Genomic DNA, 12,897 nt, shown 5'->3' on the forward strand with positions numbered 1-12,897 from the left:
TTTTACAAATAGGCAAGTAGATTAAAATAAAGAAGGGCTATTTCTGATATTTTTTTCTAATGCACTCATTTAATTCTTTTACTCTTCCTTCTTTAATACCAAGTCTTGAAGCAAGAGAAGAAAGTTCCTTATTTAAATCTATTGAGGTAGTGGGTGCTGATTCCTCTTGTTTTGAAATATCTATTTTCCCTGACTCTATTAAATATCTATAAGTATCAAGGTAAATTTCTTCTCTTTCTGTAAAGAATGGAGGTACTTTACCCTCTGTTTCATATATATTCCATAAACATCCTAAAAGTTCAGGATTATTCTCTATAATTTCTTCTATATATTCTCTATCTTTATCTTTTCCTTTTACTATTTTTTTAGACCTTTCTTTACTAACAATTCTAAGGAGCTCCCTTGTATATCTTTCTTGATTACTTGGAGATAAATAACTACTTGTAATAATTTTCTCTATATACATTAAAATATGAGGAACTATAAGTAAAAAAGTAAATAATAGAAAGAATATTATAGGTATATAGTTTATTGGAAAATCTTTTAAAGATAAATACATTTTAGCCATTTCAAAACAAAATAAAATAAAATGACACACAAAACAAACAATCCATAACCATAAACTCACTTGTCCAATAAGAATATTGATCTTAGAAGGAGAAAACTTACCTGCTTTAGTACTCAATAGATTATTATTAAATTCTATATCATTATACCTCAATGTTCCCATTGCGTAACCATAAGGAATATTTAATTCTCTTTGTTCATAATTAGCAATAGCTCTCTCGCAAAGTTCATATTGAGCTTTTGAACCTTTAAACATATAAATCCACAACATAGAGAATATAGCACTAACAATGCATAATACTATACATAGTATATTTGTTTTGAGTGAAAAACTCTCTCTTTCAAATAATTTATCCAATAAAAATCCATATCCAGTAAAACACAATACCAAAATAGGTCCTAAAAATATACTCTTTTGCCACAGGTTATTAAGTTCTAAATCTCTACATCTATAAAGATTTTCTAAAATCATTTTTTCTTTCTCACTTAAATCTTTTTCAGTGTTATTCTCTTTATTTTGAGAAGATGATGTAGATTGTGATACAACATTAAATAGTCCTAATCCTATATTCATATTTTTGATAATTTTGTTATATCTTCAGTTGTTATTTCTTGAAGTTCTTGTTGGGTAGGAGAAGCTATTTTACTGACTCTACGAGCTTGGTTTAAAATAAAATCTTCATACATATTACGAACAAGTCTGCCGTTTGAAAAGTCTCCTTCTTTATGAGTTGTTTTCTCTTCAAGTTGCTGTTTAATTTGCTCTTTAGCTTCAGATGAAATAGTATAGTCATTATTCTTACACATTTGAGAGAATATTTGCCATAATTCTTCTGTATTGTAATCGTCAAACTCTATAAAGGTATTAAACCTTGATTTAAGTCCAGGGTTTGAATTAAAAAACTTATGCATAGGTTCTGTATACCCCGCTACAATAACCACAAGATCATCGCGATAGTCTTCTAATGCTTTGGTGAGTTCTGTTAAGCACTCACGACCATAAGAATCACTATGGTCATTTTCTGTAATGCTATAGGCTTCATCTATAAACAATACTCCTCCTTTAGCTTGCTCCACAACTTTCTTTACTTTTAAAGCAGTTTGCCCTTGATAACCCGCTATAAGGTCTGTTCTTGAAACTTCTATAAAATGCCCCTTTGAGAGTATACCTAATTGTTTATAAATAAGCCCTACAATACGAGCTACAGTAGTCTTTCCTGTTCCCGGGTTTCCTATAAAAGCAAGGTGTAATGTGCTTGAAGCTGTCTTTAGCTTGTATTGCTTTCGCAAAGATTGTACTTTTTTATAAGCAATTAAGTCTGTAACTTTTTGTTTTACTTTTTGTAGCCCTATAAGCGTATTTAGTTCAGCCATTAACTCTTCTAATGTACGTTCCTTTGCTTTATAGCTATCTTCTTGTGCTTTATAAGTAATTTCTTGCACACGTTCTACCCCTACTACTGTAATAAGACTTAAATACAAATCTTTACAAGCTTCTATTACTAGTTCTTGGTTAGAAGTTTTTGATATATTTTGAATTTTGATACAGAGCTCTTTGATAGCTTGGGGGTCAAAACTATCAGAAATGTCAAGAGCTAACTGATAAATAGCATTATTGCTCTTAGTTACATCATCTAATTTTTGGGCTGCTCTTAAAAAGTGTTCGTGATATTTACTTTTCATTTTATAGTACTTTAAACATTAGTAATGCAAACTGGAACAACACTAAAAACAAAGCCCCGCCTACTATCCAATAAGCTATACGCAATCGTTTTTCAAACAATTCACTTTTTGATTCTATCTGAGACTGTGTATTTTTTATTTGAGAGTAAGTTTTTTCAAAAGACTGTTTTGTATCTTCTTTTAAATTTAACAGATTACTATTTGTTTGAGACTGTTCAGCCTCTAAATAGGTAAGTTGCTTGTTATGAGCTTCTATACCTTTAGACAAGACTTTTATTTCTTGTTGATGATATTCTACTTTTTCCCAAATAGAATCTATATCAGGCAAGTGTCTATATTTTTCAAGTTGAAAACGATATTCTTGTAGAGCATTTATTTCATTTTGAAAAGACAGATGTGCTTTTTGTACTGTTTCTGAAATATTTGAGATATCAATAAACACCTTAGAAATATCTGTTTGATGTTGTTGTAAATCTTTCTGCATTTTCCCTATATCTCTCATTTGTAAAACTTCATCTGGATTTTCAACAAAAAACCTCTCAATTTCTTTAAGCTTAGAGACGGTAAGTATTAAAGTCTTAATAGTTCTATCAATATCACTCTGAGCAGAAATAGCTTTTTCGCTTGCTTCTTTTGCCCTTCTGCTTGCTTTTGAGGATTCATTGACCGCTGTGATAATCCCCTGAATATATTCGTTTTCAAGAGCTTCAAAGGCTTTATAAACTTCTCCAAATTCTTTTTTAATATTGATTATCTGGTCATTGCAGTCAAGAAAATAGCTATTTATAGTCTTTGTTATATCATTCATCTCAGCTCCTGTAACCACTTTATCAATTAATCCAAATAAATATGAAGTTTTTAATGGAGCAAGTTCACTTTTTTTAGGTATTTTATTAGAAAACTCTTGTATCCTATTTTTAGCTATTTCAAAATTATATTTAGTTATCTGTATATCACTCATTTTAAAATATTTATAAATTATTCAAATCTTCAAACAACTTATCCAATAGATCATCATTTTTAGTTCTTGAAATGTTTACAGTATTACAAAACTCTTCTGTAGTATTAATTTCTTTTTGTATTATTGCTACTGCTAAGTCGTGGCGTTCTATAATTCTTCTCGCTACATTTTCTTTAATATTATCTAGCTTAGCATCAGTTATAATCATTAATTTTTCTTGAGTTGCTAATATCTCATTCTGTTTTTCTATTTGCTGTTTACCATTTTCATTTTTAAGTTTATTTGCAATAAGCTTATCTATCCAACGTAAAACTAAAGCTCCTACAATTCCTGAAACAATGGCTCCTACAAATAAACCTATAATACTTGCTAAACTACCTAAAAGGGGTATTTGAATTACAAGCCCGGCAGAAATTAGTCCTTTTTCTATAACTTCCCCTAAAACAAGAGCTCCTATTCCTGATAGCCCTGCTACTATTATTTTTCCTGCTTCAAGCATTAATACACTGAAAGGTTTTGTTCTGTTTTCAGGATTACGAATATAAGAAATAGCCTGCAAAAGAGATGAATATCCCGTTTTAAGTACTGTCCATAATTTTGTAAAAACACTTACAATAGGTCCAAAAATAGCAGTTACTATTGTTGAGACAAGTACTTTACCTGCATTCATTAAATGGCTTTTAAGATTTCCCCAAAACTCTTTCCATGCTTCTTTAAACTGCTCTATAAAGGTACTAAATCTTCTCTCAGCACTTCTAAACCAAGAAACTAATTTCTTAATAACTACCTTAAGAAAATCAGCTAAAAGACCTAAAACAACTGCTCTAAGGGCTTTACCTCCTATACGGAGAGCCTCCTCTTTTTGAGTTTGACGACCTTCTCTCCTTAAACGTTCTTCCCCTTCTCTTTCTTTTTTATTAATATGTTCTTCAGCTCTTTTATTTGCTTTTTCCCAATGTTTATTCCTATCTTTATCATGCATCTCTTCTGCTGTTCTATCACTCTTTCTGTTATTCCTTTCTGCAGTTGTGTAACCTTGTAGATTTTCACGATCATTTATTACAACTGCTAATTCTTTGTCATCATATGCCATCTGAAGAGATTTATTCTCATATAACTCTGATGATGATTTAACATGCTCTCTCTGTGCTGCTTGAGGATTATTTTTACCATTTTCTAATTTTGTTTTAGTTGGTATTTGCTTCCCTGTGTATATATCCTTAACTGTTTCAACTCCCTCATTATATAGACTCCCTGCTCTTTCTAAGGTTTCATTCATTCCTGGATTTACATATTCTTTCCGAAATTCCTTATGAGGTGTGTTTTTATATCTATTATAGTTTTGTTCTAATTGTTCTTTACTTATGTAGTTATGAGTTGCAATTTTTCCATCAGCAAAGTTATCTTTCGTTTGAATATGAGCTGAATCTCTTAAATTCAATGTATTCCCTCTATTAGCACTTATAAAATCTTCTCCAGCTATAGAACCTATTTGCAGTCCGAATTGTTCCCAAACTGCATTTTCTATAGTTGCTCCTAAACCTTCAGGGTTACCTATTTTCTCACGTTCTTTTTCAAGAAACTCAAGCCCTGATAATTGTTCTTCCAATTCATTAGATAAGTTAGCTTCAAGCTCATCTAAGCTCATTGCTTCAGCTTGTAAATTATCTAATGTCATTACACTATTTTCATTCATTTGTTATATACTTATCATTTATTCTGTTTGTAGAAATAACACTTCTATTCATAAAACATTTTATTAATTTGTAAATAGTTTTACGATCAAGGCTCCTAATAGCACTACTAAAAGGATACAGATGACCCCTAAGATGATAACTGCCCATTTTATCATCTTTAAAATACCTGCAAGACCTCGGCTACTATCGGCAGCGTAGCCTTGCAAAAGGTTCAGCCCACCTATGGTAGCTACAAAAAAATCATCTACCCAGCCCATACCTATTCACTTGTGTGGTTGTTTTGAACTTCTGTACTCATATTTAATTATTTTTTATTTCGGTGGCAAAGGTAAGGTATGACTACGCCAAAAAATGGTCGTTAAATTTTTTTTTATCTTTTTTTGGTATTTAAAAAAAGCGTGAGCCATTCCTCTTTGCTTATACTCGAAGCCCGACCAAAGGCTAATGCTAAATGCAAAAGGAATGCCCACGCTTGTAAAACGTAGGCATTTCCACTTCACTTTCCTTTAGCATTTTGAAAAAATTGGTCGTATTCTCGAGTATGCGGAAAATGTAAAGCGAAACGCTGTTATCTTTTTCTTTATGGCGCAAAATTAATATTTTTTTTCACAAATACAAAATATTTTCCAATTTTTTTAACAGTCTTTTTTTTAGGATTGTTAGCTTGCTAACTATAATTATCCAACGCTTGCTTGATTCTCATTATAATATGTTCGCGATACCACTGTGGTTCAAGCACTTGCACGCGGTTGCCAAGTGATAATAGTTTCAAATCAAAATCGTAGGAAGGGGTAAGATGTAAACGTACTACCAATGCTTCATCATTATCACTCACTATCTGTTGGCTGTGGTGCAAAGGTCGCACCTTGATATAATTACCTTGATGACGGTCAAAACGCAACACTATATCTTCAGGGGCATCGGGTAGGGCTATCACTCCAAAAGCATTTTTGAAATGCTTTTCCACATCAAATGGCGTAGGAGTAAATTTCTTTTTCAGAATATCCAAATCACTAATGCGATCTACAGCAAAAACCCTTATAGCAGTTTCTTCGGTATTATTAACCACATCACGCCCCAACAAATACCAGTGATAATCAAACTCTTTTAGGGCATAGGGCTGCACAATGTGTGGGGTATGAGTGTTTTCGCGGAACTTATGATAGCTGAAACGAAGCCGGAGGTGGTTCTCAATAGCATAGATAAGTCCGTGTAGGTGATTCAGTCCGCGTGCAGGGCGTTTTTCAAAGTGTATAAACTGACGATTATAGGTACTTTGTCGCAAGGCTTCCATTAGCCAATCGTGTTCCATTAGCTGCAATTGGTATTCATCTACGGTTTCCCAATTGATGGTATAAACATTGTCAGCGCGGTTATAATTAATGGTTATTTCACGCTCATCGTAAAGGTCTTTTTTATCACGTAAAAAACTGCGTTCGCTGTATTCTTGAAATTCATCTTCAGGCTTAAAACGTCTTTTTACATAATTCTTTATCTCTTCAAAAGAGGCTCCTCTTTCACCTTTGTTTTTAAGGTATTCTAATAGGTATTGAATTCTTCTACTTTTTTTATTTGCCATAATGTTAAATTTATTATGAACCCTACGGGCAGTGAAGTTATTTATAATGATTTTTGAAATTCAGTTTGGTATTTATTAAAAAGTTCAAAATAATGTTTCATATTCTCAAGTTCCCACCATTTAGATAAACTTACAGGGCTGGTATCGAGATTGTATATTTTGGCATTGGGAATAGAAAGCAAAAAAGGCGAATGTGTTGCAATAATAAACTGGGTATTATAAGCACGTGCTGAAAGCTCAATAAACTCTACTAACTTTAATTGGGTTTCGCACGACATACTGTTCTCTGGTTCGTCTAATAAGTACAACCCTGGGTCGGCTATCTGCTCTATAAGGTACAAAAGCCCTGTTTCGCCATTAGAATATAAAGGTTCTACTTCGCCTATCGTTTTTTTGAGGTATTGGGTATAACTGCTCTCCCTCATAGTGTAAAAATCATTAAATTCTTCTACACTTCTCCTATCTTCCAAATTGATAGACTTAGGCATAATACAATCTTTTTTTTGCTTCGTCTTTTTTGCTATAAGCATCTCGCTCTTAAAACGTTTTTGCTCGTCTTTAAGGCGTTTCTCTATCATTTTCTTGAATATATCATCGCTGGTAATCACCTTGCTGATTTCTGCAATATCATACTTGCTGTTGCGCATTTTCAAGAAGTCAAATTCTTCGCCTGTATAACGCAAATCAGTTTTGAAAGAACACATTTTTACGTATTTTTCCATTAAATAAGACGAATTATAAGGAGCCTCTCTTGAAATATGCAATTTGTTTGAAATTACATTTAAAATTGTAGACTTACCCGAACCATTACCCCCATAGAGAATAGTAATAGGTTCAAAATCTAAGCAGGTAAGGCGATGGGTAAGAAGACTAAACGGATAAACTTTTTCAGCAATGTAGTTAATAGCAGGCTTTTGTTCCTTATTCTCTATGATTTCTTGTATTTTTTCTTCCTCTTTTTCTACTGAAGGGAAATAAAAAGTTTCTAAGTATACCATTTTTATTAGTTTTTAGTTTCACGGGGCAAAGATACAGTAGCAAAACGCCAAAAAGTGTCACTTAGTTTTTTTTCTGCTATATTTCTATGATTTTTTGTAACTTTGCGCCCAAACTAATAATTAAAATGGATATATTACAAGAACTGAAAAAACGAAGCAATAATCATTGCGAACTTTGTAATGCTACGGCAAACCTAAGTGTTTACGGGGTACCACCTACTAAAGGGGATAGTGTAGATAACGCTATCTTGGTGTGTGATACTTGTCTTAACCAAATACAGCACCCCGAAACTATGGATTCCAACCATTGGCGTTGTCTAAATGATAGTATGTGGAGTGAGCATCGTCCTGTAAAAGTAATGGCGTGGCGTTTGCTCAACCGCTTGAAAAGTGAAGGTTGGTCTCTTGATTTGCTCAATATGATGTATTTAGACGATGAGGAATTAACTTTTGCAAAAGCATCCGACGACCATTTAGAGGAGAGTGAAAAGGTTATTCACAAAGATAGTAATGGGGCAGCACTTGCCAATGGTGATAATGTGGTACTTATCAAAGACCTAAAAGTAAAAGGTAGTAGTATGACTGCCAAGCAAGGTACGGTAGTGCGTAAGATTGCGTTAGACCCCGAAAATGCGCAATATATCGAGGGGAAAGTAGAGGGGCAACAAATTGTGATACTTACCCAGTATGTAAAAAAGGCTAATTAACCTTTATGCCCAATTGATAACTGTTTTGCCTACACTGCTCAAGTAGTCATTGGCTTTGCTAAAGTGTTTGTTGCCAAACCAATAGCCTCTGTTGGCACTCAAGGGTGAAGGGTGTCCTGAAGTAAGGATACAATGCTTAGTACTATCTATGAGGGTTGTTTTCTTTTTAGCAAAGCTTCCCCATAACATAAATACTACGTGTTCACAGTTGTCAGATACGGTTTTTATAACATTATCAGTAAAAGTTTCCCACCCCTGATGCTGGTGGCTTCCTGCCTCATTAGCACGAACAGTGAGGGTAGCGTTGAGTAACAGCACACCTTGGGTAGCCCAGCGCTCCAAATTACCGCTAATAGGGTATGGCAAAGCTACATCATCGCTTATTTCTTTAAAGATATTCACCAATGAAGGAGGGTGAGCTATCCCATCATTTACCGAGAAACAAAGCCCATTAGCTTGTCCTGCTCCGTGATAGGGGTCTTGCCCTAAAAGTACTACTTTTACTTTGGGGAGTGGACAATGGTTAAAAGCAGAAAATATTTGTTGCCCTTTTGGGTAACAAATATTTTTTTTATATTCTTCTTTTACGAACGCTGTGAGCGTAGCAAAATAAGGCTTGTCAAATTCGTTTTGTAATACGGCTTTCCAGCTGGGGTCTATACGTACTTCCATAATTATTTTACTTCTTTTACTTCCATATTGTCGTATTGCACAATATAAATACCTTGGTTTTCATAACCTCCACCTTTTAGGCTATTCTTGCTATAGGCAAATTTGTTTTCTAAAAACGAGGTTTCCCCTATGGTATTATTGTTATTTGTCAGGTTACCAGCTACTCCCAAACGTAGTACAGCGTCCATAGTAAGGTCAAAGCCTCGTACGGCATATTTGTTGGGCAACACACCATAAGTTTTTAGGTAACGTACAGAGAATGTATCACTACCATTGCTGTATTTATTTATGGTAGGGTAAGTAAAGTGAAGGTCGGAAAGCTGGTTGTTAGAAAGACTGCTCGAATCAAATACAGAGCCTCTATCAACTGTAGCAAGTACTATTTTCGGAGAAACGTTGTTCTTTTTAGATTTCAAAGCTCCGTGCAATAAACGTACTGCCATAGATACATAGCCTATGTTGTTAGATTGTAAAATCACTACATTTTCTTTGCCGTAATTCAGTGCATTGGCAAAACCATTAGCAGACATTTCAGTTACTACTTTAGCATTAGGGAATAAACGCTCCATTTTTTCGCGTAAAGCAGCATTTTTGCTATCTGCTAAAAGAATCATATTTTCATCAGAATAGTTTTTAGCTAAATAACTAAGCATTTGAGCTTGCTGTGCGTCATCTGATGGCAATGTTTGATATACATTGGGGTTTAATAATACATTTTTGTTAGATAAAGGAGCTAACAAAGCAGTGTTGCTACCACCACCCACTGCCGAAGCTAAGCTATTGAATGTTTTGGTTGCAAAAGGCCCTATTACTACTTGCGAACTCTTAAAATTAGCATTATTAATAATCTTTTTTATGTCACCTTCACTATCAAAAACGTTTACTTTAAACTTATAGCCCATTTTTTGCAATGAGTCCAAAGCGATAAGTGCTCCTGAATAAAAATCAGTAGCTATAGGCGTTACTTTGTTATCGGTAAGGAGGCTGCGCAAATCAGTAGTTTTGTTGCTTCCACCCTCCACCTTGAAAGGTAATACAAATGAGATTTCTTTTACATTAGAAGGATGAGATGAAGAGCGTAGAGCACTATTAGAATCCTCAAAGTTATAAGTACCAAAAGAGCTCGCTACATAACGATCGTAATTCTCTTTAGGGATATTTATTTGCATCTCGCTTTTCAATCCGCTTTTAAGTGAAGGATTTAGTTTGATAAGTTCGTTTTCAGATAACCCAAATTTGCGTTCTAAACTAAAAAAACCTTCCCCTTTTTCAATGATATAAGTAACCATACCTCCTGTGCTATTATTGCTCGCAGGTGCTACATAGCTACTATTAGTGTTGGGTACCGAACTATCTACTGCTGAAGCAGGTATCCATATTTCCTGTCCCTCACGCAATTGGTCGGGGTTGAAGTTTTTTTCTTTTTTATTGATACGCTCTAAATCCTCTACATTCACATTGTGGTTTTTCGCTATTTTCCAAAGTGTTTCTTGAGGTTTTACCACATAGCGTTTGTAACCCTCTACACCTTTTTTCACCATATCTTGAGCTCGCTTAAAGATAGGGATAGTGATACGCTCATTTTCGTAAATATCGCGTTTGTACAATTCAAGGTTGTAGCGCTTCAAATCATCTACTGAGATACCTTTTTTTTGAGCAATACTAAAAGATGTCTCTTTGGGTTGTACTATATAGGAATCAAAGCCTACGGGGCGTTCAGTATTATAGTGTTTTACATCGCTTACAGGAATGTTGATACTCACGCCTTTAGCAATCCCTTCTTTTACACCTGGGTTCAGTTTTAGTATATCAGAAGGTGAAAAGCGATACGTTTTGGCAATGCTTTCAATGCTTTCGTAATTACTTGCAGTGTGCTTTGTTTGTGCGCCTACTGCAACAAAACATAATAAGGTGGTTAGTGATAAAAATTTTTTCATATAGTTTCGTTTTTAGTTTGATGCTTATTATTCCCATTCAATTGTTGCAGGTGGTTTGCTACTGATATCATACACCACACGGTTTACGCCTTTTACCTTATTAATAATGTCGTTTGATACTTTTTGCAAGAACTTATAAGGCAAATCTACCCAGTCGGCAGTCATTCCGTCTACGCTTTCTACAGCACGCAAGGCAACTACACGCTCATAAGTACGTTCGTCTCCCATTACCCCCACACTATTAATAGGTAGTAAAATAGCCCCAGCTTGCCATACTTTATCATATAGCTGATGTTCTTTTAGTGCATTGATAAAAATAGCATCTACTTCTTGCAATACAGCTACCTTTTCAGCTGTAATGTCCCCCAAAATACGGATAGCTAAACCAGGACCTGGGAAAGGGTGTCGCCCTAATAGTTCATCGCTAATGCCCATACTGCGTCCTACACGGCGTACTTCATCTTTGAAGAGCATTCGCAAAGGCTCTACAATTTTCAGTTTCATATAGTCAGGTAAGCCACCCACATTATGGTGCGATTTAATAGTTGCTGAAGGACCTTTCACCGATAGCGACTCAATCACATCAGGATAAATAGTGCCTTGTCCCAACCATTTCACATCAGCTATTTTATGTGCTTCATCATCAAATACTTCAATAAATACACGCCCTATGGTCTTTCGTTTTTCTTCAGGGTCTGTTTTCCCTGCTAAGGCTGTTAAAAAGCGTTCACTTGCATCTACACCTTTCACGTTTAAGCCCATACCCTCATACTGCTTTAGTACGTTTTGGAACTCGTTTTTTCGCAATAAGCCGTTATTTACAAAAATACAATGTAGTTGTTTCCCAATAGCCTTATGTAATAACACTGCTGCCACGGTAGAATCTACACCACCTGATAAACCTAAAACTACTTTATCGTTGCCTATTTGTTCCTTTAGCTGGGCTACGGTCATATCTACAAAGTTGGCAGATGTCCAATTAGGAGTTAATTTAGCAATCTTGAAGAGGAAGTTGCTCAATAGTTTTACACCATCGGTAGAGTGAGTAACTTCAGGGTGAAACTGAATAGCATAAGTGTCTTCACCTTCAATGCGATAAGCAGCATTAGCAACATCGGCGGTGCTTGCTAAGCAAACCGCATTGGTAGGTAGTTGCTTAATAGTGTCGCTATGGCTCATCCACACTTGGCTACCTTCACTAATATCTTCAAACAGAGGATCGTCAGTTTTTTTGATGTAAGATAGCTGTGCACGCCCATATTCGCGTATGTTAGAGGGTGCTACTTCTCCACCTCCAAAGTGTGCTAAATATTGTGCCCCATAGCATACCGCCAAAAGTGGCATTTTACCTTTTAAAGCATTTAAATCGGGGTGTAAAGCTTCAGCACTGCGCACTGAATAAGGTGAGCCGGAAAGTATCACTGCCGAAAAGCTACTGATGTTCTCAGGCAAATGGTTATAAGGGTGTATTTCACAATAAACGTTAAGTTCGCGCACACGGCGTGCTATGAGCTGGGTGTATTGCGACCCAAAGTCTAAAATCAATAGGCGAGAGCCCTGAAAAGTATCTTTATTCATTTTTGAGAGCAGCCGCAGCAGTGAGTACGGCTTGTTTTAAACTATCTTTGTAATCTAATATTTTTTGTAATAATGAAGCTTGTTGGCTTGCTAATATTTGCGCAGCCAAGATACCTGCATTTTTAGCCCCGTTGAGGGCTACAGTGGCTACAGGCACTCCTGCGGGCATTTGCAAGATAGAGAGCACAGAATCCCAGCCATCAATAGAGTTTGAGCTTTTAATGGGTACTCCTATTACTGGCAAAGGCGACATAGCGGCTACCATACCTGGCAAGTGGGCTGCACCTCCAGCACCTGCTATAATTACGTTTATTCCACGCTTATGTGCGTTTGTACTAAAATCTGTAAGCTTTTCGGGGGTACGATGTGCCGAAACAATGTCCACAACGGTTTCTATACCAAATGTCTTTAAGATGTCTATAGCCTGTTGCATCACCGGAAGGTCGCTTTGGCTACCCATCACTATAGCTACTTTCATTAGAGTATGTTAAATTTGGTGCAAAAATAAATGATTCTAC

General features: G+C 35.3%; 12 protein-coding genes. 1 reads left to right on the forward strand and 11 read right to left on the reverse strand.

What is annotated here, in order from left to right:
* Window positions 1–37: 37 nt before the first annotated feature.
* The 7 genes from HMPREF9075_RS01410 to HMPREF9075_RS01440 all read right to left on the reverse strand — a co-directional run bounded on the left by HMPREF9075_RS01410 (window position 38) and on the right by HMPREF9075_RS01440 (window position 7,485).
* Complete coding sequence (locus tag HMPREF9075_RS01410; RefSeq protein ID WP_009751202.1) at window positions 38–1,141, reverse strand: hypothetical protein; 1,104 nt, start codon at window positions 1,139–1,141, stop codon at window positions 38–40.
* Window positions 1,138–2,250, reverse strand: a complete 1,113-nt coding sequence (locus HMPREF9075_RS01415; RefSeq protein ID WP_009751203.1) for an AAA family ATPase — start codon at window positions 2,248–2,250, stop codon at window positions 1,138–1,140. The genes HMPREF9075_RS01410 and HMPREF9075_RS01415 overlap by 4 nt, the downstream gene beginning before the upstream one ends.
* A gap of 1 nt (window position 2,251) precedes the next feature.
* Window positions 2,252–3,211, reverse strand: a complete 960-nt coding sequence (locus HMPREF9075_RS01420; RefSeq protein ID WP_009751204.1) for a hypothetical protein — start codon at window positions 3,209–3,211, stop codon at window positions 2,252–2,254.
* 10 nt (window positions 3,212–3,221) lie between these two features.
* A complete protein-coding gene (locus HMPREF9075_RS01425) occupies window positions 3,222–4,907 on the reverse strand; it encodes a cation diffusion facilitator transporter (protein ID WP_009751205.1) in 1,686 nt (561 codons plus the stop codon).
* Between the two features lie 63 nt (window positions 4,908–4,970).
* Window positions 4,971–5,165, reverse strand: coding sequence for a hypothetical protein (locus HMPREF9075_RS01430; RefSeq protein ID WP_009751206.1), 195 nt, complete (start codon window positions 5,163–5,165; stop codon window positions 4,971–4,973).
* 410 nt (window positions 5,166–5,575) lie between these two features.
* Window positions 5,576–6,487, reverse strand: coding sequence for a YafY family protein (locus HMPREF9075_RS01435; protein WP_009751209.1), 912 nt, complete (start codon window positions 6,485–6,487; stop codon window positions 5,576–5,578).
* Window positions 6,488–6,528: 41 nt separating this feature from the next.
* A complete protein-coding gene (locus HMPREF9075_RS01440; RefSeq protein ID WP_009751210.1) occupies window positions 6,529–7,485 on the reverse strand; it encodes an AAA family ATPase in 957 nt (318 codons plus the stop codon).
* 131 nt (window positions 7,486–7,616) lie between these two features.
* On the opposite strand from HMPREF9075_RS01440, the gene HMPREF9075_RS01445 reads away from it, so the two are divergent.
* Window positions 7,617–8,192 carry an alkylphosphonate utilization protein gene (locus HMPREF9075_RS01445; protein ID WP_034556528.1) on the forward strand — a complete coding sequence of 192 codons (576 nt, stop codon included), beginning with the start codon at window positions 7,617–7,619 and terminating at the stop codon, window positions 8,190–8,192.
* Window positions 8,193–8,195: 3 nt separating this feature from the next.
* On the opposite strand, the gene ung is transcribed toward HMPREF9075_RS01445, so the two are convergent.
* Genes ung through purE form a run of 4 tightly spaced genes read right to left on the reverse strand, consistent with a single transcriptional unit; the run spans window position 8,196 to window position 12,857 of the window.
* Complete coding sequence (gene ung, locus HMPREF9075_RS01450) at window positions 8,196–8,864, reverse strand: uracil-DNA glycosylase (protein ID WP_009751212.1); 669 nt, start codon at window positions 8,862–8,864, stop codon at window positions 8,196–8,198.
* 2 nt (window positions 8,865–8,866) lie between these two features.
* Entirely contained in the window at window positions 8,867–10,801 is a 1,935-nt protein-coding gene (locus HMPREF9075_RS01455; protein WP_009751213.1) for a LysM peptidoglycan-binding domain-containing protein, read from the reverse strand.
* A 27-nt stretch (window positions 10,802–10,828) separates the two neighbouring features.
* The gene (gene guaA, locus HMPREF9075_RS01460) at window positions 10,829–12,379 is read right to left on the reverse strand and encodes a glutamine-hydrolyzing GMP synthase (protein WP_009751214.1); all 1,551 of its coding nucleotides are present in this window, start codon (window positions 12,377–12,379) and stop codon (window positions 10,829–10,831) included.
* A complete protein-coding gene (gene purE, locus HMPREF9075_RS01465) occupies window positions 12,372–12,857 on the reverse strand; it encodes a 5-(carboxyamino)imidazole ribonucleotide mutase (RefSeq protein ID WP_009751215.1) in 486 nt (161 codons plus the stop codon). Before purE ends, guaA begins: the two co-directional genes overlap by 8 nt.
* Between the last annotated feature and the right edge of the window lie 40 nt (window positions 12,858–12,897).

This window comes from Capnocytophaga sp. oral taxon 332 str. F0381 (genome assembly GCF_000318275.2).
GTDB lineage: Bacteria > Bacteroidota > Bacteroidia > Flavobacteriales > Flavobacteriaceae > Capnocytophaga > Capnocytophaga bilenii.

Bases quoted from the DNA above. Each gene is read 5' to 3' on its own strand.
- ung (WP_009751212.1), bottom strand. From the start codon at position 8,864: ATGGAAGTACGTATAGACCCCAGCTGGAAAGCCGTATTACAAAACGAA.
- HMPREF9075_RS01410 (WP_009751202.1), bottom strand. From the start codon at position 1,141: ATGAATATAGGATTAGGACTATTTAATGTTGTATCACAATCTACATCA.
- HMPREF9075_RS01455 (WP_009751213.1), bottom strand. From the start codon at position 10,801: ATGAAAAAATTTTTATCACTAACCACCTTATTATGTTTTGTTGCAGTA.
- purE (WP_009751215.1), bottom strand. From the start codon at position 12,857: ATGAAAGTAGCTATAGTGATGGGTAGCCAAAGCGACCTTCCGGTGATG.
- guaA (WP_009751214.1), bottom strand. From the start codon at position 12,379: ATGAATAAAGATACTTTTCAGGGCTCTCGCCTATTGATTTTAGACTTT.
- HMPREF9075_RS01420 (WP_009751204.1), bottom strand. From the start codon at position 3,211: ATGAGTGATATACAGATAACTAAATATAATTTTGAAATAGCTAAAAAT.
- HMPREF9075_RS01425 (WP_009751205.1), bottom strand. From the start codon at position 4,907: ATGAATGAAAATAGTGTAATGACATTAGATAATTTACAAGCTGAAGCA.
- HMPREF9075_RS01415 (WP_009751203.1), bottom strand. From the start codon at position 2,250: ATGAAAAGTAAATATCACGAACACTTTTTAAGAGCAGCCCAAAAATTA.
- HMPREF9075_RS01435 (WP_009751209.1), bottom strand. From the start codon at position 6,487: ATGGCAAATAAAAAAAGTAGAAGAATTCAATACCTATTAGAATACCTT.
- HMPREF9075_RS01430 (WP_009751206.1), bottom strand. From the start codon at position 5,165: ATGGGCTGGGTAGATGATTTTTTTGTAGCTACCATAGGTGGGCTGAAC.
- HMPREF9075_RS01440 (WP_009751210.1), bottom strand. From the start codon at position 7,485: ATGGTATACTTAGAAACTTTTTATTTCCCTTCAGTAGAAAAAGAGGAA.